Annotated in this window: 16 protein-coding genes; 9 read left to right on the top strand and 7 right to left on the bottom strand. The window is 68.5% G+C overall.

The features are described from left to right. Window positions 1–58 precede the first annotated feature (58 nt). The 4 genes from ITJ49_RS13490 to ITJ49_RS13475 all read left to right on the top strand — a co-directional run bounded on the left by ITJ49_RS13490 (window position 59) and on the right by ITJ49_RS13475 (window position 4,581). Entirely contained in the window at window positions 59–1,048 is a 990-nt protein-coding gene (locus ITJ49_RS13490; RefSeq protein ID WP_194606136.1) for a carbohydrate ABC transporter permease, read from the top strand. Then, entirely contained in the window at window positions 1,045–1,989 is a 945-nt protein-coding gene (locus ITJ49_RS13485) for a carbohydrate ABC transporter permease (protein ID WP_084816076.1), read from the top strand. Before ITJ49_RS13490 ends, ITJ49_RS13485 begins: the two co-directional genes overlap by 4 nt. Before the next feature lie 31 nt (window positions 1,990–2,020). Further along, window positions 2,021–3,877 (top strand): alpha-amylase family protein, encoded by a 1,857-nt coding sequence (locus ITJ49_RS13480; RefSeq protein ID WP_194606134.1) that lies wholly within the window; start codon window positions 2,021–2,023, stop codon window positions 3,875–3,877. A 236-nt stretch (window positions 3,878–4,113) separates the two neighbouring features. After that, the gene (locus ITJ49_RS13475) at window positions 4,114–4,581 is read left to right on the top strand and encodes a hypothetical protein (protein WP_194606132.1); all 468 of its coding nucleotides are present in this window, start codon (window positions 4,114–4,116) and stop codon (window positions 4,579–4,581) included. Window positions 4,582–5,015: 434 nt separating this feature from the next. Here ITJ49_RS13475 and ITJ49_RS13470 read toward each other — a convergent pair whose 3' ends face one another. Genes ITJ49_RS13470 through nirB form a run of 3 tightly spaced genes read right to left on the bottom strand, consistent with a single transcriptional unit; the run spans window position 5,016 to window position 9,528 of the window. Next, window positions 5,016–6,158: a uroporphyrinogen-III synthase gene (locus tag ITJ49_RS13470; RefSeq protein ID WP_194606130.1), complete on the bottom strand. Its 1,143-nt coding sequence runs from the start codon at window positions 6,156–6,158 to the stop codon at window positions 5,016–5,018. 5 nt (window positions 6,159–6,163) lie between these two features. Beyond that, window positions 6,164–6,940, bottom strand: a complete 777-nt coding sequence (cobA, locus tag ITJ49_RS13465) for a uroporphyrinogen-III C-methyltransferase (RefSeq protein WP_194606128.1) — start codon at window positions 6,938–6,940, stop codon at window positions 6,164–6,166. Then, window positions 6,937–9,528, bottom strand: coding sequence for a nitrite reductase large subunit NirB (gene nirB / locus ITJ49_RS13460; protein ID WP_194606126.1), 2,592 nt, complete (start codon window positions 9,526–9,528; stop codon window positions 6,937–6,939). Before nirB ends, cobA begins: the two co-directional genes overlap by 4 nt. A gap of 162 nt (window positions 9,529–9,690) precedes the next feature. On the opposite strand from nirB, the gene nirD reads away from it, so the two are divergent. The 4 genes from nirD (at window position 9,691) to ITJ49_RS13440 (ending at window position 13,214) form a co-directional block, all read left to right on the top strand. Then, window positions 9,691–10,014, top strand: a complete 324-nt coding sequence (gene nirD / locus ITJ49_RS13455; protein ID WP_123940572.1) for a nitrite reductase small subunit NirD — start codon at window positions 9,691–9,693, stop codon at window positions 10,012–10,014. Beyond that, complete coding sequence (locus ITJ49_RS13450; protein ID WP_194606124.1) at window positions 10,011–10,778, top strand: CbiX/SirB N-terminal domain-containing protein; 768 nt, start codon at window positions 10,011–10,013, stop codon at window positions 10,776–10,778. Before nirD ends, ITJ49_RS13450 begins: the two co-directional genes overlap by 4 nt. Window positions 10,779–10,878: 100 nt before the next feature. Next, on the top strand, window positions 10,879–12,138 hold the full coding sequence (locus ITJ49_RS13445; protein ID WP_194606122.1) for an NADH:flavin oxidoreductase/NADH oxidase: 1,260 nt from the start codon (window positions 10,879–10,881) through the stop codon (window positions 12,136–12,138). Between the two features lie 206 nt (window positions 12,139–12,344). After that, window positions 12,345–13,214 (top strand): oxidoreductase, encoded by an 870-nt coding sequence (locus tag ITJ49_RS13440; protein ID WP_194606119.1) that lies wholly within the window; start codon window positions 12,345–12,347, stop codon window positions 13,212–13,214. Between the two features lie 63 nt (window positions 13,215–13,277). On the opposite strand, the gene ITJ49_RS13435 is transcribed toward ITJ49_RS13440, so the two are convergent. From ITJ49_RS13435 to ITJ49_RS13420, 4 genes are read right to left on the bottom strand one after another with little or no spacing between them, the layout of a single operon-like run. Beyond that, entirely contained in the window at window positions 13,278–15,248 is a 1,971-nt protein-coding gene (locus ITJ49_RS13435) for a glycoside hydrolase family 127 protein (protein ID WP_194606117.1), read from the bottom strand. A 3-nt stretch (window positions 15,249–15,251) separates the two neighbouring features. After that, window positions 15,252–16,139 carry a carbohydrate ABC transporter permease gene (locus ITJ49_RS13430; RefSeq protein WP_194606115.1) on the bottom strand — a complete coding sequence of 296 codons (888 nt, stop codon included), beginning with the start codon at window positions 16,137–16,139 and terminating at the stop codon, window positions 15,252–15,254. Beyond that, entirely contained in the window at window positions 16,139–17,116 is a 978-nt protein-coding gene (locus ITJ49_RS13425) for a carbohydrate ABC transporter permease (protein ID WP_084816075.1), read from the bottom strand. Before ITJ49_RS13425 ends, ITJ49_RS13430 begins: the two co-directional genes overlap by 1 nt. A 28-nt stretch (window positions 17,117–17,144) precedes the next feature. Beyond that, on the bottom strand, window positions 17,145–18,395 hold the full coding sequence (locus ITJ49_RS13420; RefSeq protein ID WP_370544520.1) for an extracellular solute-binding protein: 1,251 nt from the start codon (window positions 18,393–18,395) through the stop codon (window positions 17,145–17,147). 164 nt (window positions 18,396–18,559) lie between these two features. On the opposite strand from ITJ49_RS13420, the gene ITJ49_RS13415 reads away from it, so the two are divergent. Continuing rightward, window positions 18,560–19,582: a LacI family DNA-binding transcriptional regulator gene (locus ITJ49_RS13415; protein WP_194606113.1), complete on the top strand. Its 1,023-nt coding sequence runs from the start codon at window positions 18,560–18,562 to the stop codon at window positions 19,580–19,582. The last annotated feature ends 29 nt before the right edge of the window (window positions 19,583–19,611 follow it).

The following is a 19,611-nucleotide window of genomic DNA, read 5'->3' as shown; positions in this document are numbered from 1 at the left end:
GGTCGTCCTTAACCCCCGCACTCTTCCGCACCCTCACAACGTCGTCAGGTGGTCACCCGTGCAGATCCTCAGCGTGTTCATATCCGTCGTCGGCGGTCTCGCCGTCTCGTTCCTCATCTATCTGGGGCTCAACTTCATCGTCGCCAAGACGAACACAAGGTGGAACGCGAGGCTCCTGCCCTACGTGTTCCTCGGGCCGGTCCTGCTCCTCATCATCGTCTTCCTGCTCGTTCCGACGGGTCTCACCGTCTATCAGAGCCTTCTGAAGACCGACCAGTACGGCTTGCAGTCGTTCGGCGGACTGTCGAACTACGTCTCGCTCTTCACGACGCCGTCGTTCATCCAGACGCTCATCAACAACCTGCTCTGGATCATCGTCGTTCCCGCGGTCACGGTGATCATCGGCCTCGGCGTCGCGACCCTCGCCGACCGCATGGGCCCCAAGCGCGAGAAGACGTTCAAGTCGATCATCTTCCTGCCGATGGCCATCAGCGCGATCGCCGCCTCGTCGATCTGGCAGTTCGTCTACTACTACACGGCGCCGGGCCAGCCCGTCGTGGGTCTGCTGAACGGCATCTGGACCGGCCTCACCAAGGCCGACCCGGTGGCGTGGCTGCAGAACGACACCGCCCACGTCAACAGCCTGCTGCTCATGGTCGTCGTGATCTGGCTCAACGCTGGCTACGCGATGGTGCTGCTCTCGGCCGCCATCAAGGGCGTGCCCGAGGAGACCATCGAGGCTGCCCGCATCGACGGCGCCAATGAGCGCCAGGCGTTCTTCCGGGTCGTGGCCCCGCAGATCCGCGCCACGATCGTCGCGGTCTTCATCACGGTGCTCATCACGGTCATGAAGCTCTTCGACATCGTCTTCGCGATGACGAGCGGCCAGTTCAACACGAACGTGCTGGGCATGGAGTTCTACAACCAGTTCTTCTCGTTCAACAACCCGGGGAAGGCGTCGGCCGTCGTCGTCATCCTCATCATCGCGGTCATCCCGGTCATCATCTACCAGGTCCGCACCTACCGTCAGCAGGAGGTCCTCCGATGACCGAGATCGTCCCCACCGTCGTTACACAGAAGACCAAGACGGGCACCCGCGCCGCGCGGATGACCAAGACGTCCGCCCCCAAGAAGCGCCCCACGCTGACGATCATCCTGGGTCTCGTCGCCGTGCTCTGGATGGTCCCCGCCATCGGCCTGTTCGTGACGAGCTTCCGCAGCACCACCGACGCCCAGACAACCGGCTGGTGGAGTGCGCTCCTCAAGCCGTTCACCTCGGCCTGGACCTTCGACAACTACGTCAACGCCTTCAACGGCGCCGGCGCGGGAACGGGCCAGAGCCTCGGTGGCGAGTTCTTGAACAGCCTCGCCGTCGCGATCCCGGCGACCGTCCTCCCGATCATGTTCGCCGCCTTCGCCGCCTACGCCTTCACCTTCTTGGAGTTCCGCGGCAAAGAGCTCTACTTCGCCGTGATCGTCGGCCTCCTCGTGGTGCCGGTGCAGATCGCGCTGATCCCCGTGCTGCAGACCTACAAGGCGATCACCCAGGCGACGGGCATCCAGATCACGGGCACCTACCCGGCGGCCTGGATCGTCCACTCCGCCTTCGCACTGCCGCTGTGCATCTTCATCCTGCGCAACTACATGTCGACCCTGCCGAACGCGCTCATCGAGGCCGCTCGCGTGGACGGCGCCTCGCACTTCCAGATCTTCTGGCGCCTCGTCATGCCGATGTCGATCCCGGCGCTCGCCTCGTTCGCGATCTTCCAGTTCCTCTGGGTGTGGAACGACTTCCTCGTCGCCTACATCTTCCTGGGCAACGGTTCGCCAGTGCTCCAGCAAGGGCTCCTCGGCCTCCTCGGCCAGTACAACCAGGGATGGAACCTCGTCGCGGCCGGCGCCTTCATCGTGCTGCTCGTGCCGCTCGTCGTGTTCCTGTCGCTGCAGCGGTTCTTCGTGCGGGGCCTGACCGCCGGATCGGTGAAGTAGAGGCCGGCCGGGCGCGGATCCTGGGCTTCCGATGACGATCCACAACGACGTGGCCGCCACCCAGCGACAGGGGTTCACAGAACGGGTCGAGGTCGAGGAGCTCCGGCTCCGCGAGCTGCTCGGGCGTCTTTACGGAGGCGACCCGCGGCTCGCCGAGACCCTTCGCGGGCTGCTGGGCGACGTGCGCGAGGCCTGGTACTCGCGGCCCGACGAGCTGAAGGAGCTCGACGAGCAGCGCCAGCGTGACCCGCGCTGGTTTGAGTCGACCAGGATCCTGGCCGGCGTCTGCTACGTCGACCTCTACGCCGGAACCTTCGCCGATCTCATCGAGCGCATCCCGTACTTCGAGGAGCTCGGGCTGACGGTGCTGCACCTGATGCCGGTGTACGACGCGCCCGAGCCGAATTCCGACGGCGGGTATGCCGTGTCGAGCTACCGGGCGACGAAGCCCGCGCTCGGCTCGATCGAGCAGCTCCGCGACCTGGCGACGAAGCTGCGCGAAGCAGGCATCTCTCTGGCACTCGACTTCGTCTTCAACCACACCTCCGACGAGCACGAGTGGGCGCAACGGGCACTCGAGGGCGACCCCGAGTACGAGGACTACTACTGGATCTACCCCGACCGCGAGATGCCCGACGCGTTCGAGCGCACCACGCGCGAGATCTTCCCCGACAACCACCCGGGCAATTTCGTGCCGGTGCAGGGCGATCGGTGGGCGTGGGCGACGTTCCATTCGTTCCAGCTCGACCTCAACTACTCGAACCCCCGCGTCTTCCGGGCCATGGCGCGCGAGATGCTCTTTCTCGCGAATCTCGGCGTCGAGATCCTGCGCATGGACGCGGTGGCCTTCATCTGGAAGCGACTCGGCACCTCGAGCGAGAACCTCCCCGAGGCGCACCTGCTGTTGCAGGCGTTCAACGCGGTGGTGCGGATGGTCGCCCCCGGCGTGCTGTTCCTCTCGGAGGCGATCGTCCACCCCGACGACGTCGTCGACTACATCAGCCCCGACGAGTGCCAGCTCAGCTACAACCCGCTGCAGATGGCGCTGCTCTGGAGCACCCTCGCCACCCGCGACGTCGGCCTCCTCTCCCAGGCGCTCGCCCACCGGCACGCCCTGCCTTCGGGCACCGCGTGGGTCAACTACCTCCGCAGCCACGACGACATCGGCTGGACCTTCGCCGACGAAGACGCGCGCCAGCTCGGCATCGACCCCGACGCGCACCGGCAGTTCTTGAACCGCTTCTACGTCGGTCGCTTCGAGGGCAGCTTCGCGCACGGCACCCCGTTTCAGACCAACCCGAAGACCGGCGACAGTCGGGTGTCGGGGGCGACGGCGTCACTGGCCGGCATCGAGGTCGACCCCGAGGGGGCGATCCGGCGGATCCTTCTGGCTCAGTCGATCGTGCTCTCGACCGTCGGGATCCCGCTGCTCTACCTGGGCGACGAGGTCGGGCAGACGAACGATTCGAGCTACCTCGAGGATCCCGGAAAAGCCGCTGACAGCCGGTGGTCGGGCCGACCTCCCTACCCCGGGGCGCGGTACGCCGAGCGACACGATCTCGCGAGCGCTTCCGGCCGGATCTACGCCGGGGTGCGGTGGCTCCTCGCGGTGAGGGCTGAGCTGCCCGCGATGGCCGGCGGGGCGCTCGTGCCGTTCGAGACGCACGACTCGCGGGTGCTGGGGTTCATGCGGCCGGGGGGTGGTGTTGGGGCTGGTGCTGCGTCTGTGCTCGTCTTGGCGAATTTCGGGGACGACGCTGCGACCGTCTCGGCGCTGACCCTGTCGGGCATGCCCGCCTCGGCCATCGACGCGGTGTCGGGCGAGACGTACGATCTGCGGCAGCCGCTGGTGCTCGGGCCGCAGCGGTTCGTCTGGCTTCTGGTGTAGCGGTGGGCGGCGTGGTCTCCGGCGGTTCGGCGGAGGAGCATCGGGCCGAGCTCGAGCGTGCCGCCTACTCGCCGGGCGCCTCACCCGAGGAGGCCCGCCTGGCGCTCGCGCGGCTCAAGGCGTGGGATGCGGCGGCTTCTCTGCCCTCCGCGCCGCTTTCCGCTCCTGCTGATGCCGGGACTCCGTCTTCCTCCTCTCCTCCGGTAGCGTCGCGCCCTCGGACCTCGCGTCGCCGAATGGCCCTCGTCGCCGGCATCGGCGTGCTGCTCGTCGCAGGCGGCGTCACCGCCGGGATGCAGCTAGCTCAGCACAACGCCGTCACTACCTCCGCCACCGCGCTGGCTCGCGCCGAAGCCGACTCCGACCTCGGTCGTGCGCTCGCCCGCCCCCAGCAGCCGTCCGACCTTCCGCTGGGGTACCAGTCGGGCTCGGGCTCGGCCTACCCCGGCGACTCCTATCGCCTGGTGTTCGATGGGCAGCCGCGCGCCGGCTCGGCCGTGCTCCGCTGGCGCGTCTGGATCGGCCAGGGCATCGACTCGGGCCACCTCTGCCTCGTCGCCGCGTACAACTCGGCGCGCAGCGTGTCGACCTGCCTGCCCCGAGCCGAGATGCTCACCTCAATGGTCACGCTGACGAGCCCTGTCGGCGTGCAGCCGCTCTCGGTCACGGTCACTTCAGGTCGGGTCGTCGTCGACGTCGGGTGAGTGCCGGTCGCTCACCACTGCGCCCGGCCCCGGCCCCGGCCCCGGGTGACAATTCAGGCCATAGCCGTCAGCCTGGGCCGGTCGCGGCCGGTTTTGCGGGGCGCAGATGCTTGTGGCCTGAATTGCCGCACCCACGTGAGCGGTGGCCGGGCCGGGGTCGGAGCTGGCCGGCTGTTGCGGTAATTCAGGTCATAGACGTGCGGCTTCGCTGAGCGCGGCTGGTCTCACGGGGTTGGGCCGCTTGTGGCCTGAATTGCCGCACCCACGTGAGCGGTGGCCGGGCCGGGGTCGGAGCTGGCCGGCTGTTGCGGTAATTCAGGTCATAGACGCGCGGATGGGCTGAGCGCCGCTGGTCTATGGGTGCCGGGCTGCTTGTGGCCTGAATTGCCGAACGGAGCGAACGCCGGGGGCTCGGCGGCAATGCTGACCGCTCCTCAGAGGGCCAGTCGATATCCGCGCTTGATGACCGTCTCCACGAGCCCCGGCACCTTCACCGTCTGCCGGAGGCGGCTCAGGGCTACCTCCAGCGCGTGGTCGTCGAGGAGTGCGGGGGTCGAGGCGGCCAGTTGGGCCCGTGAGACGACGTCTCCGCCAGCGGTGACGAGGGTGCGGAGCAGCGCGAGGGCCGTCGGAGGGAGGACGGCGCGCTTGCCGTCGATGCGGACGACGGCGCCGCGGAGCTCGAGTGGCCCGTGACGGGTATTGATCCGGGTGACTCGCTGCTGTTCGAGTTCGTCGCAGACGAGTTTGATGAGAGCCCCGAGGCGGAACCGATCGGGTTGTATGACGGGGATCCCCAGGCTGATCAATGGGCTGGCGGTGACGGGCCCGACGGCTGCGGCGAGGACCGCGGAGCGGAATCCCTCGGCGACCTCGGATAGCCGTCCGAGCGCTTCGGCCGTGCTGAAGAGAGCGTCGACGGCTGGCGCGCTCGTGAATGTGACCGCGTCGAGCTGCTGGCCGGAGATGGCCTCGATGAGCCGCTCGACACGGGCGTCGGAGGTGTCCGGGCTCAGCCAGCGGTAGGGGGCGACCGTCAGGACGCGGTGGCCAGCGGCGCGAAGCCGGTCGAGCTGGTGCTCGTCGGTGTAGCCGTGAAGCTGAATGGCGACGGTCTTCGGCTCCGGGAAGTCCGCAAGCGTCTTCGTGACGAGGCTCGCGGTCGTCTCCTGGTCGCTCATGCCGGTGTCGTTGAGTCCGGCGGCTCGGATCCCGCCTCGGGCTTTGGGGCCACGTACGAGGATGGTGGTGTCGGCGAGGCCCTCGACGAGCTCGTCGCCGAGACCCCCCGCATCGGCGACCTCGAACCAGCGGCGTATTCCGTACGAGGTCGTGGCAAGGAGAACGTCCGGTCGGGTGTCGATCATCGCTCGGGTGTCAGCGAGGATGGGGTCGTCGTCGACCTTGTCGGCCATCGTCAGGGTCGGTGCGTGGAGGACCGTCGCTCCACGTCGCTTGAGCGCGTCGATGAGATCGGCCGACCGGCGGTCGCTGGTGACGCCGATGCGGAAGCCGTCGAGCTGGTCGGAGCGGAAGCCGACCGAGGCCGATTCGCCGCCGGAGGGGACATCGTTCATGGCCGCTATTCCAGTGGAGCGAGCGATGTCGCCGCGTCGAGGACGAACGTGCAGTTCGGGTCGTCCCGGTTCGCCAAAGCGACCACTTCGCCGATCACGAGCACGGCAGGCGAGGTGACTCCGGCTGCCGCGGCGTCGTAGACGATCCGGTCGAGCGAGGAGAAGAGCGAGCGTTGTTCGGTGGTGTAGCCGCGTTCGATGACGGCGATAGGAGTGGCCGCCGACAGTCCGTGCCTCATGAGTCCCTGGGTGATCTGCGGCAGGTTGGACACGCCCATGAGGACCACGATCGTGCTGGCGAGCCCCGCGAGTCCTCTGAGCTCGGTCTCGTTGAGGGGCGCGTGGCCCGAGACGACCGTGAACATCCGGCTGACCTCGCGGTGGGTGACCGCGATACCGGCGGCGGCGGGCACGGCCACGGCGCTCGAGACGCCTGGGATCACCGACACCTCGATCCCGGCCCGGCGGCAGGCCAGAACCTCCTCACCACCGCGACCGAAGACAAACGGGTCGCCGCCCTTGAGGCGGACCACGCAGGATCCTGCGCCCGCGTGGTCGACCAGCAGCTTCTCGATCTGAGCCTGGGGTATGGGGTGGTGCCCCGGTGTCTTGCCGACATCGATGAGAACGGCATGAGGGGCAAGCTCGGCGAGACGTCGATGGGGCGCGAGACGGTCGAACAGCACCACATCGGCCTGGGCGAGGGCTTTGACGGCGCCGAGGGTCAGGAGGTCGTCGTCGCCGGGGCCGCCGCCGACGAGGATGACGCGGCCGAGCGTCACAGGTCGGACCGCATCGGGATGCGGGGGCCGGAGAGGAGGACTCCCTGGCCGTCGGCCTTCTCGGCGTCGCTGGCCGGCCGGACCTGGCCGCGGGTCGGCACGCGAACGTGGCTCGGGTCGGGTTCGTGAGGGGCGTTCACGAAGGTGCGGAAGCGGCGGAGGCGCTCGGGGTCGCGGAGGGTGGCGGCCCACTCGTCTTCGTAGTTGTCGACGTGTTTCGCCATGGCCGACTCGAGTTCGGCGGCCAATCCGAGCGAGTCGTCGACGACTACCTCGCGGACGTGGTCGAGGCCGCCGTCCATCTCCTCGATCCAGCGGGCGGTGCGCTGGAGGCGGTCGCCGGTCCTGATGTAGTACATCATGTAGCGGTCGATGTACTTGATGAGCGTCTCGTCGTCGAGGTCGGCGACGAGTAGCTGCCCGTGGGCCGGCTGGTAGCCGCCGTTGCCGCCCACGTACATGTTCCAGCCCTTGTCGGTGGCGATGATGCCGACGTCTTTGCCGCGGGCTTCGGCGCACTCGCGGGCGCAGCCCGAGACCCCGAACTTGAACTTGTGCGGTGCGCGGAGGCCGCGGTAGCGCAGTTCCAGGCGAACCGCCATCGCGACGGCATCCTGGACGCCGAACCGGCACCAGGTCGAGCCGACGCAGCTCTTCACGTTGCGGAGGGCCTTGCCGTACGCCTGCCCCGACTCGAAGCCGGCGTCGACGAGCCGACGCCAGATGTCCGGCAGCTGGTCGAGGCGCGCCCCGAACATGTCGATCCGCTGTCCGCCGGTGATCTTCGTGTAGAGGCCGTAGTCGATGGCCACCTGAGCGATCACGGCGAGCTTCTGCGGCGTCACCTCGCCGCCTGGCATTCGAGGCACGACCGAGTAGGAGCCGTCGCGTTGGAGATTCGCCAGGGCGCGGTCGTTGGTGTCCTGGAGGCCGGCCCGACCTTCGCCGAGGATGTAGCCCTGATGCTGGCTGGCGATGATGGAGGCGATGACCGGCTTGCAGATGTCGCAGCCGCGGCCCGACCCGTAGGTGGAGATGATCTCGTCGAAGGAGGTCAGCCCGGTGACGCGAACGGTCTCGTAGAGCTCCTGGCGCGAGAGCGGGAAGTGCTCGCAGAGCGCCTTGGACACGGCGAGGCCCGACTTCGCCAGCTCCGTCTCGAGGATCTTCTTCACCAGCGGCACGCAGGATCCGCACTGCGTCCCGGCCCGTGAGCAGGTCTTCAGGGGGCCGAGCTCGGTGCAGGCGTCGCCGTCGGGTGTGCCGATGCCGTGGACGGCGTCGCGGATGGTGTGGGCCGCGACGTTGTTGCACGAGCAGACGAGGGCGTCGTCGGGAAGTTCCGTGTTCGCCGGCCCGTCGCCGCCGGCCGCGGAGAGGTAGGCGCCGGGTTCGTCGGCGAGCTCGGTTCCGAGCAGCGGCCGCAGAAGCGAGTACGGGCTGGCGTCGCCCACGAAGATACCGCCGAGGAGCGTCTTGGCGTCGTCGGTCACGACGAGCTTCTGGTAGACGCCGCGCACAGGATCCGCGTAGACGACCTCGAGCGCTCCCTCTGTCGCTCCCAGCGCATCCCCGAAGCTGGCGACGTCGACGCCGGCGAGCTTGAGCTTCGTCGCGTCGTCGATGCTGGTGAACTCGGCGGTGCCGCCCAGCAGCCGGTCGGCGACGACTTCGGCCATCGCGTTGGCGGGCGCGACGAGCCCGGTGCAGCGACCCTCGAACGACGCCACCTCGCCGACGGCGAAGACGTCGGCGACGGAGGTGCGGCAGTCGGTTCCGATGGCGATGCCGCCGCGGGGTCCGAGGTCGAGGCCGGCGGCGCGGGCGAGTTCGTCGCGAGGGCTGATGCCGATGGCGAAGACGACGAGGTCGGCGTCGAGCTTCTGCCCGTTGTTCAGCCGCACGCCGGTGACTGTGACGCCGTCGGCGGCGAGTTGCAGGTCGCGGGGCCGGGTGCCGAGGTGCAGGGCGATCCCCTTCGCGGAGATCACCCGGCCGAGTGCCTGACCGGCGCCCTGGTCGAGTTGCGCCGACATCAGCCATGGTCCGGAGTGGACGAGTGCGGATTCGGCGCCCCGGGCAGCGAGACCGCCTGCGGCCTCGAGCCCGAGCAGGCCGCCGCCCGCGACGACGACCCGGGGGGCGCGGCCGAGTGCCGCCGCGAGGCGATCGACCTCGTCACGGAGCCAGTCGACGTCGTCGATGGTCCGGTAGACGCGGATCTGCTCGGATCCGGCGATGTCGGGAACCGGAGCCGAGGATCCCGTCGCCAGCACGAGCTCGTCGTAGGGCAGGCGTCGCCCGTCATCCGTCTCGACGACGTGCCCGACCGTGTCGATCGCTGTCGCTCGCACACCGGAGAGGACGGCGACATGGTCGGGGTGCCACTCGCTCTGCGGCCGGAGCGACAGATCGACCGCCTCGTGCAGGCGCTGACTCAGGGCGACCCGATCGTAGGGCGCATGCGTCTCCTCGGAGACGACGGTGATGCGGGTGGTCAGCTCGGGATCGCGAGCGCGGAGGGCGTCGGCCGTGCGGTGCCCGGCCGGGCCTCCTCCGATGATGAGGATCTCGCGAGGGGTGGTCATGTCAGCAGACGTTACGGCGTGGCCGTGACGCCGTCGTTTCTGTCGTGTGTCGAGATCTTTACGACCACCCCACAGCAGGTGATGGGCGTTGTGAGGCTGGTTTCACGCGCGCGTAACCAGACTCTGCCGCTGGCTGAAACACGGTCCACGTAGCGTCATCCCATGACCTGGACGACCGCCTGCGCCGCCGCCGAGCTGGAGCCCCTCTGGGGCGAGACCGTGCTGCTCGACGGCCATCAGATCGCTCTCATCAAAGTGTCGGACGACGAGCTGTACGCGGTCGGAAATCAGGATCCGCACACCGGCGCCTTCGTGATGGCGCGCGGCATCGTGGGCTCCCGCGGCGATGCACCGACGCTCGCTTCGCCCCTCCACAAGGAGGTCTACGACCTCCGCACCGGCGCGGGTCTCTCGCATCCGGGCCTCAGCATCGACAGCTATCCGAGCCGCATCGTCGACGGCATGGTCGAGGTGCAGCTGCCGTGACTCTCTCGCTCGCTGCGAGCCCGCCCGCCCTGCTCGCCATCTCGCACGGGACCTCCTCGCCCGCCGGCCAGCTCGCCGTCGAGAACCTCGTGGCGGCGGTCGCCGAGGTCGCCACCGCATCGGTCCGGGGTGGTCACGTCGACGTGCAGATGCCCGACGTGCCCGCCGTCCTGTCGTCGCTTCCACCGGACGCCGACGCCGTCATCGTCCCCCTCCTGCTCAGCGCCGGCTTCCACGTCCACGTCGACCTCGTGAACGAGGCCGACAAGGTCGACCGCGACGTGGCGATCGCCCGCGCACTCGGGCCCGACGACCGCATCGCCCGGCTCCTCGCCCGACGGCTGGGCGAAGCGCGCCTCCGCCGGGCCGATCGCGTCGTGCTCGCTTGCGCCGGCTCGACCGACGCCCGGGCCGTCGAGGACTGCTTCGAGATGGCACGGCGCCTCGGGGTGCTGATCCACCGGGAGGTGAGTGTCGGGTTCATCAGCGCGGCTCAGCCGCCGTTGGCGGACGCCATCAGGAACTCCCGGGAGGGGGATCCTGACGCTCGCGTGGTCGTGAGCACTTACCTGCTCGCGCCCGGCTACTTCAACGACCTCGCCCACGCGATGAACGCCGACCTGATATGCGACCCCCTCCTCATCACGGAGGGGCCAGCCCCGCGCGAACTCGTCGAGGTCGTACTCGATCGCTACGCCGACGCCGCCGCCCGCCACGACGACACCCGCGCGCACCGACCTCTCACCCGTCGTCAGCGGGCGTGAGCAGAAAGTTACCGCTCGGCAACGGCCGCGTAATCGCCGCGGGCACATGCCGATGGTCCACTGATCTCACTCCCACCCCCGCCCCCTCGAAAGGATCCCGATGCCGAACCTGTTCACGCCCTACACGCTGAAGGGCGTCACGCTGCGAAACCGCATCGCGATGTCCCCGATGACCATGTACCGCTCGACCGACGGCAAGTTGGACGACTTCCACCTCATGTACCTCGGCGCCCGCGCCGCCGGCGGATTCGGCCTCGTGTTCCCCGAGCAGATCGCGATCACCCCCGACGGCCGCACCACCACGCATTGCGCCGGCCTCTACGACGACGACCAGATCGAAGGCCATAAGCGCGTCGTCGACATGATCAAGTCGATGGGCGGCGTCGCGGGCATCCAGCTCGGCCACACCGGCCGCAAGGGCAGCCTCGTCACCCCGTGGGAGGGCGGCCACATGCTTCCCCCGGAGCACGAGGCCGGCTGGCAGACCCGCGCTCCCTCCGCCATCGCCTACGGCGGGTCGATGCCGTACGTGCCGCGCGCGCTCACCGTCGAGGAGATCGCACAGCTCATGCAGGATTACGCCGACACGGCTCGCCGTGCCGTCGAGGCCGGCTACGAGTGGGTCGAGATGCACTTCGCTCACGGCTACCTCGGCAGCGAGTTCTTCTCGCCGCTCGCCAACCAGCGCACCGACCAGTACGGCGGCAGCCTCGAGAACCGCACCCGATTCCACCTGGAGGCGCTCGACGCCGTCCGCGCCGTTCTACCCGACCACATCCCGCTGACGATGCGGCTCGGCATCGACGACCTGCACCCGGGCGGCGCCACCGTCGACGAGTCGATCATTGCCATCGGCTGGATGAAGGAGCACGGCCTCGACCTCGCCGACCTCAGCATCGGCTTTAACACCGACGACATGCGCGGGGACATCCCCATCGGCACCCTCGGCGGCATGGTCAAGAACGCCACCCGCGTGAAGGAGGAGGTGGGTATCCCGGTCGCCACGAGCTGGAACCTCGGCCAGCCCGAGATCGCCAACCGCGTGATCGAAGGCGAACTGCTCGACCTGGTCTACCTCGGCCGCCCGGCCCTCGCGAATGCCCACTGGCCCGTGTACGCCGCGCGCCTCCTCGGCTACGCCGACCCGTTCAGCCTCGTTCCCGAGGACTGGGCCTGGTGGCTGCGCAACCTCCGCGGCGCAGACGAGGCCATCGGCTGGCCCGCCGCTACCGACGGCGCGTCGCTCACACAGGTCGCCGGGGTCGCCGCCGCGGCGCCGATCGTCGACGAGACGGTCGCGGAGCCTGCCGAGGCTCTCGCCGAGGATGCTGTAGAGGAGCGCGAGCTCGAAGTCGCCTGACCGCCCCCGCGCCGAAGCCCCGATCCGTTCGCTGTTCGGGGCTTCGGTGTGCCCGAGGACGGTAATAGTGCGAGCCGCGCGGCCGGTGCGGTAATTCAGGATTGAGACACGAGACGGGGCGCGGCGGCCCGATCGTGCCTGGCCCTGCCAGACCCAGGAACGCCGGGGCACTGCCGCCCGCGCTCCACCGGGCGCACGATGGATGCATGACCAACACGACTCTCCCCGGCGGCGTCTTCTCGGCCGCGCCCGACCTCCAGCTCACCCGCGTCGGATACGGCGCCATGCAACTCGCCGGCCCCCACGTCTTCGGCCCGCCTGCCGACCGCGACGAGGCGCTCGCCGTGCTGCGCGAGGTCGTCGAGCTCGGCATCACGCACATCGACACCGCCGACTTCTACGGCCCCTTCGTCACGAACGAGCTGATCAAGGAGGCGCTGCACCCGTATGCGAGCGACCTCCGCATCGTCACGAAGGTCGGTTCGCAGCGCGATGACGAGGGCAACTGGATCCCGTCGACCACTCCCGAGTCGCTGACGAAGCAGGTGCACGACAACCTTGGCCGCCTCGGCGTGGAGGCGCTCGATGTGGTGAACCTCCGTGTGGGCGGGTTCGACGCCCCCGAGCCGGGCTCGATCGCGACCGAGTTCGAGGCGCTCGTCGCCCTGCAGAAAGAAGGACTCATCAAGCACCTCGGGCTCAGCACCGTCAACGCCGAGCAGATCGCCGAGGCCCAGGCCATCGCGCCCATCGTGACCGTACAGAACTTCTACAACATCGCCAACCGCCGAGACGACGCGCTGATCGACTCGCTCGCGGAGCAGGGCGTGTCGTATGTGCCGTACTTCCCGCTGGGCGGCTTCACTCCGCTCCAGTCAGAAACTCTAGGATCCGTCGCGGCCGAACTCGACACCACCCCGATGTCCGTGGCCCTCGCCTGGCTCCTTCAGCGGTCTCCTAACCTGCTGCTGATTCCGGGTACCTCGTCGCGCGCGCACCTCCGCGAGAACGTGGCCGGCGCCGGGCTCGAGCTGTCGGCCGATGTCGTCGCGCGCTTGGATGCGATCGGCGCCTGACCCCGGCGCCCGCGTGATCGCAGGCGGGGCGGCGGATCAGCCGCCCCGCCCGAGAAAGGGCGATCAGGCGGTCGGCAACCACACCCGCATGGTCGACGGGCCCTCGTTCGCCCAGGTGGCATAGGGGCGAAGGATCCCCTCCGACGCCCCCCGACCCTCATCGGCAGGGGCTTCGCCGTACGGCCACCCCGCCCGTCCGAGGCCGTCCGTGCCCGCAGTTCCGGCCGTTCCGGGCGCGGCAGGTGTCACCAACGTCACGCCGGCCCCGGTGTCGGTCGTCACCAGCGGTGCCGAGGTGTCGACCCGAACGTCGTTGACGGTGCGCTCGGACGCCTGCTCCTCGAGGCAGAGCACGAGCGGCCCGCGCTCCACGGCGACGGTGCCGCGAACGGCGTCGATCCGCGGGTCAGGTGTGACCCAGCGCGCCTTCATCGGCAGGTCGAGCACGACGGTGTCGCCGGGGGCGAACCGGCGCGTGACGCTGACCGTCTCGCCGTCGACCCGCTCGGGATCGTTGGAACCGACGGTGACGTCGGCATGGCCGGCCCAGGCGGGGATCCTCAGGGTCAACGTGACCTCGCTGGTCGTCTGCTCGCGCGAGGTGACCACGATGCGGCCCTCGGCCGGGTAGCCGCTGACGACCGAGAACGAGACCGGGGTGCCCGAGTCGAGCGTCGTGTCGATGTCGTAGCTGCCGTACTGGTGCAGCTGCAGGCCGTCGTGGGTCTTGGTCGCGAAGTAGAGCTCGACGCTGGCGAGAGTGCGGGCGACGTTCGTCGGGCAGCACGAGACCTCGAACCAGGGTGCGCGGAGGCTCGACAGGGCCCGGGCGTTCAGCTCGCCTTCGTCGGGCACGCTGCCCGGCACGCGCTGGTGCAGCGTGTTCGTGTAGAAGAACGCCCGACCGTCTTCGCGCGGCGAGGCCATCACGTTGTTCAGCAGCGTCCGCTCGAGCAGGTCGGCGTACTTCGTGTCACCGTGCTGCAGCAGCAGCCGCCACGACAGCATGTTCGAGCCGATGCCCGCGCAGGTCTCGGAGTAGGCGCGGTCGGGCGGCAGCTCGAAGTCGGCGCCGAAGGCCTCGTCTTGGTGGTGCGATCCCATTCCGCCGGTGATGTAGGTGCGAGTCGCGACGGTGTGGCTCCACTGCCGCTCGACGGCCGCGGCGAGGGCCTCGTCGCCCAACTCGACCGCAACGTCGAGGGCCCCGGAGGCGAGGTAGAGGGCACGGACGGCGTGACCGCGGAGGGTCTCCGCTTCGCGCACCGGCTGGTCGTCCTGGAAGTACTCCTGGCCGTACTCGATCGGCTTCAGTAGACCGTGGCCGCGACGCTCGACGAACAGCGCCGCGAGCTCGAGGTAGCGGGCGTCGCCGGTCGCGCGACCGAGCTCGGCGAGGGCGGGTTCGATCTCGGGGTGTCCGCACACGGCCTCGCGTCCGGACGGGCCGAAGGTGGCATAGAGGTGGTCCGCCAGGCGGATGGCGACCTCGACGAGGCGGCCGGATCCTGCGGTTCGGATTCGCGCGACGGCCGCCTGGATCAGGTGCCCGAAGCAGTACAGCTCGTGACCCCACTCGAGGTTCGAGTAGCGGGCGGGCTGGCCGGGTCGGCCGAAGCTGGTGTGCAGGTAGCCGTCGGCCTCCTGCGCTGAGGCGACGCGGTCGACGAGGGAGTCGTAGCGCTGCTGCAGGTCAGGGTTCTCGCCGTGGCCGAGATCCCACGCCATCGCCTCGAGCAGCTTGTAGATCTCGGAGTCGACGAACTCGATGCCGGAGTGCTCCCAACCGGTGTCGCCGCTGGCCGCCCGGTCGAAGTTACCGATCCAGCCGATCCGCTCCATCCACGCCTCGCAGTGGGCGAGGACGACGTCGGAGTTCTTTTGCTGCCACGAGCGCCAGTAGCCCTGGGTCAGCCGGATCTCGGTGGAGTCGAGCGGGGTGAGCTTCGAGGTGGACGGGGCAACGGGGCCGCCTCGGAAGGCGGGGTGCGTCTGTGGGTCGGAGGGGATGGGGGTGTCGACGAGCTGGGTCATGGGTCAGTCCTTCACGGCGCCGGCGGTGACACCGGCGGCGACATAGCGTTGGGCAACGACGAGGAGGATCGTCGCGGGGATGGAGGCGACGACGGCGGTGGCCATGATCGCGTTCCAGTCCTGGTTGTTGTTGCCGATGTAGCGGTAGATGCCGAGCGTGATCGTCTGCGACGTGCCGCCCGAGTTGAGGGTCGACGAGAAGACGAAGTCCGACCAGGCCCAGAGGAACGCGAAGAGGCTGAGCGTGACGACCGAGTTGCGGCTGACCGGCAGCACCACCGAGGTGAACGTGCGCCAGGTGCTGGCGCCGTCGAGCTTCGCGGCCGACATCAGCTCGTCGGGGATGCCCGACATGAACGCGGTGAAGATCAGCACGCCGAACGGCACCGCGAGGGTCGAGTCAGCGATGATGAGCCCGCCGGCCTGGTTCAAGATGCCGAGGTTGAGGTAGATCGCGTAGAAGCCCATCGCGATGATCACCTGCGGGATCATCTGCGCGACGATCAAGATGAACGACAGCGCGCCACCGCCCCGGGGGCGGAGCTTGGCCAGCGCGAACGCGGCCGGTGCCGACACGGCGACCGTCAGCACGACCGTGCCGAGGCCGACCAGCAGGCTGGTGCCGAGGTAGGGCAGCTGCTGCTGGATCACCTGGGTGTAGCCGTCGAAGGTCGCGTTGAAGGGGAACCACGACGGCGGGGTGCTGCGCATCTCGGAGGCCGGCGTCAGCGAGACGTTGACCATCCAGTAGACGGGGAACAGCATGATGGCGGTGAAGAGCACGCCGAGGGCGGTCTTCCACATCGTGCGCGGGCCGCGGTTGCGTTTGGGCGCGTTCGCCGATGCTGTTGCCGGACGGGCGCCGGCGGGTCGGGTGAGGGTGGCGGACATTACTGAGCCTGCTTTCTCTGCACGCGCAGGTACAAGAACCCGAAGATCAGGGCGATGACGATGAGGAGATTGCCGACGGCCGCGGCCGGGCTGAAGTTCGGCAGGGTCGAGCCGAAGCCGAGCTGGTACGACCAGATGGCGAAGGTGGTCGACGCGTTGCCGGGGCCGCCCTTGGTCATGATCCAGATGATGTCGAAGACCTTCAGCGTGTAGACGAGGCCGAGCAGGATCGTGATCGCCGAGACCGGCTTGAGCAGCGGGAAGGTGATGCGCCAGAACTTCTGCCAGGCGTTCGCCCCGTCGAGCGAGGCGGCCTCGTAGATGTCGGTCGAGATGTTCTGCAGCCCCGAGTAGAGAATGACGAGGTTGAACGGGATCCCGATCCAGATGTTTGCGATGATGACCGCGATCAGCGCCCACTGAGGTGACGTGAGCCAGTTGATGCCGGTGCCACCGAACGATGTGATGACCGAGTTGATGACGCCCGAGTCGCTGTTCATCATCCACGACCAGGTCGAGGCCGAGACGATCAGCGGCAGCAGCCACGGCACCAGGAACAGCGCGCGAAGGGTCGACGAGAGACGGAAGTTCTGGAAGAAGAACACCGCCAGCGCCATCCCGATCGAGAACTGGAAGGCGATCGACACCCCGGTGAAGAGGAGCGTGTTGCGAAGGGCCGGGCCGAACGTAGGATCCTGGAACACGGCTACGAAATTGGCCAACCCGACGAAGGGCGCTGTGCCGTCGATGAACGACCGCACCGTGTAGTCGCGCACCGCCAGGTCGACGTTCTTGATCAGCGGGTAGGCGTAGAAGATCACCAGGTACGCCACGACGGGCAGGATGAACGCCCACGCGGTGAGCTGGTCGGCGCGGAAGCGCCTCTTCAGCGAGGGGCGGACCGGGGGCCCGGCGTCCACGGCCGGGCTCCCGGCCGGCGGAGCGGCCTCGGGGCGTTCGATGATGGTGTTGCTCATGGTGCGTGCTCCTTCGAGGCCGCTGGTACTACTTGGTGGCTGCAGCCGCAGCCGTTTGGGCCTGCTTCAGTGCGTCCTCGGCCGACTGCGAGCCGCTGAGGCTGTTCTGCACGGCCTTCCACATCTGCTCCGAGATCTTCGGGTACTTCGTGCCGAGGTTGTCGCTGGTGCGGCCCTTGGCATCGCCGACCGCAGTCACCCACGGCTCGAGGTCGGGGTTGTCAGCGACCTGCTTCTCTTGCGCGGCCTTCGTCGGAGCGACGTACGAGAGCGTGTTGTCGGTCGAGACGACGTTCGCCGTGCTCGTGAGGCACGACTGGATCTTCGCCGAGACGGCGTAGCGGGCGGAGTCTTTCTGCACGGGGATCGTGAGGAACTCGCCGCCGGTCGGAGCGGGAGCAGCTCCGCCGTCTTTGGCCGGGATCGAGATGATGCCGTAGTCGATCTTCGAGGCCTTCACTCCGGCGAGCTGCCAGGTGCCGTTCTCGCTGAAGGCGAAGTCGCCGGTGAGGAACTCCTGCCACGACGTGGTCTGGGTGTTGTTGATCACCGAGTTGGGGGCGTAGCCCTTGTTGACCCAGTCGGTCCAGAGCGACAGGGCTGAGACGGCGTCGGCCGAGTCGAGCTGGTCGAGGTTCGCGCCCGATCCCCAGTACCAGGGCAAGAACTGGAAGCTGCCCTCTTCGGTGCCGATCCCGGCGAAGGTGATGCCCTTGTCTCCCTTGGCCTTGACCTTGGCGAGTGCGTCGGTCAGCGACGTCCAGTCGGTGATCTTCGCGGGGTCGACGCCCGCTGCCGACAGGATCTTCTTGTTGTAGTAGAGGGCGAGGGTGTTGGCGCCGATGGGCACGCCGTACGTCTTGCCGTCGACCTGGCCGGCGGCGAGGATGTTCTTCTCGATGTCGCTGGTGCTCGTCTTCGTCTCGGCGGTGTCGGTGAGCAGACCGGCGTCGGCGAGCGTCGACACGACGGGGTTGTCAACGAGCAGCAGGTCGGGGGAGTTGCCCTGCTGGCCGGCGAGGAGGGCCTTGCTGGTCAGGTCGGAGGTGTCGTAGCCGGTCCGCTTGACGGTGACGCCGGCTTCGGTGCCGCATTTCTCGACGAGCTTGGTCCAGGCCGACGAGGCGTCGAACTGGGGGTACGGATCCCAGAACGTGTAGGTGCCGGACGCAGCCGAGCCGCTGCCGGCGCCGGTCGAGCAGCCGGTGAGCGCGGCGGAGGCGGTGGCGATGCCGACGACCGCGGCGAAGGCGCGCTTGCGGCGAGGGGTGAAGATCACAGTGATTCCTCTCTGAATGCAGAGTGTCTGCAGGTTGCCTAGGTCAAGAGAGGCCCGCTGTGAGGGTGATCTCTCCGTTGAAATCGAAACCGAAACTGGTTTCGGTAGGAACCTAATAGCCGATTAGTTTGCTTGTCAACGACTTCGTGAACTAATTTCGGAACATGGCCGAACAGCAGCGGGGCGACACGGGCTCCCTCCCGAAGTCGACGCTCGCCGACGTCGCCCGCCTGGCTGGCGTCTCGATCGCCACGGCGTCGAAGGCGCTCAACAAGAAGACCCACGTGCGCGAAGAGACCCGCCAGCGCGTCGAAGAGGCCGCCAGCTCGCTCGACTTCACCCCGAACTTCTTCGCCAAGGCCCTGAATTCGACGCGCACCAACACCATCGGCATGATCACGAGCGACCTCGACAACCGCTTCGTGCTGCCGATCCTGCTCGGCGCCGAAGACGCCTTCGGTTCGGGCTCCCTCTCGGTGCTGCTGGCCGATGCTCGTGACGACGTTCTGCGCGAGCAGCTCCTGGTGCAGACCCTGCTCACCCGCAGGGTCGACGGCCTGCTCATCGTGGGTCGCACCACGAACTCCCGCCCGCCAGCGACCGTGCCCGGCGATGTGCCGGTCGTCTACGTCTACGCCCCCTCCGACGACGACGCCGACACCTCCTTCACTCCCGACAACGTGATGGCGGGCCGCCTGGCCGCCGAGCGCCTGCTCAAGGCGGGCCGCACCCGCATCGCCCTCGTCAACGGCGAGGCCTCGTACGCCGCCGCCCGCGATCGCGCAGAGGGCGTCGCCCAGGCGATGCAAGAGGCAAGGATCCCACTGGTCGGCGGCAAGGCACTCTTCGGTCAGTGGGGCGAGGGCTGGGGTCGCGACTGTGCGCGGCTCCTCGCTTCGGCGCACTCCGACCTCGATGGCATCGTCGCCGGCAGCGACCACATCGCCCGAGGTGTCATCGACGCCCTCCGCGAGGAGGGCCGCCGTGTGCCCGACGACGTCTCGGTGGTCGGCTTCGACAACTGGGACATCCTCGTGCGCGAATCCCGCCCACCCCTCACCAGCGTCGACATGAACCTCGACGACCTCGGCCGCTCCGCTGCCCAGGCCCTCGTCGATGCGATCGACGGTCGGCCGCGCACCGGACGGCACGTGGAGCCGGTGCGGTTGGTGGTGCGGGAGTCGTAGGGATTTCGGACCGATCGGCTAGCTGCCGC

This window comes from Frondihabitans sp. VKM Ac-2883 (genome assembly GCF_015350875.1).
In the GTDB taxonomy this organism is placed as follows: Bacteria; Actinomycetota; Actinomycetes; order Actinomycetales; family Microbacteriaceae; genus Frondihabitans.
Note: the sequence above shows the minus strand (reverse complement) of the source record. Positions and strands in the feature narration are given on the sequence as shown.

Coding starts and splice junctions, on each gene's coding strand:
- ITJ49_RS13485 (WP_084816076.1), top strand. CDS start 1,045: ATGACCGAGATCGTCCCCACCGTCGTTACACAGAAGACCAAGACGGGC.
- ITJ49_RS13480 (WP_194606134.1), top strand. CDS start 2,021: ATGACGATCCACAACGACGTGGCCGCCACCCAGCGACAGGGGTTCACA.
- ITJ49_RS13475 (WP_194606132.1), top strand. CDS start 4,114: ATGGCCCTCGTCGCCGGCATCGGCGTGCTGCTCGTCGCAGGCGGCGTC.
- ITJ49_RS13470 (WP_194606130.1), bottom strand. CDS start 6,158: ATGAACGATGTCCCCTCCGGCGGCGAATCGGCCTCGGTCGGCTTCCGC.
- nirB (WP_194606126.1), bottom strand. CDS start 9,528: ATGACCACCCCTCGCGAGATCCTCATCATCGGAGGAGGCCCGGCCGGG.
- nirD (WP_123940572.1), top strand. CDS start 9,691: ATGACCTGGACGACCGCCTGCGCCGCCGCCGAGCTGGAGCCCCTCTGG.
- ITJ49_RS13445 (WP_194606122.1), top strand. CDS start 10,879: ATGCCGAACCTGTTCACGCCCTACACGCTGAAGGGCGTCACGCTGCGA.
- ITJ49_RS13440 (WP_194606119.1), top strand. CDS start 12,345: ATGACCAACACGACTCTCCCCGGCGGCGTCTTCTCGGCCGCGCCCGAC.
- ITJ49_RS13435 (WP_194606117.1), bottom strand. CDS start 15,248: ATGACCCAGCTCGTCGACACCCCCATCCCCTCCGACCCACAGACGCAC.
- ITJ49_RS13430 (WP_194606115.1), bottom strand. CDS start 16,139: ATGTCCGCCACCCTCACCCGACCCGCCGGCGCCCGTCCGGCAACAGCA.
- ITJ49_RS13425 (WP_084816075.1), bottom strand. CDS start 17,116: ATGAGCAACACCATCATCGAACGCCCCGAGGCCGCTCCGCCGGCCGGG.
- ITJ49_RS13415 (WP_194606113.1), top strand. CDS start 18,560: ATGGCCGAACAGCAGCGGGGCGACACGGGCTCCCTCCCGAAGTCGACG.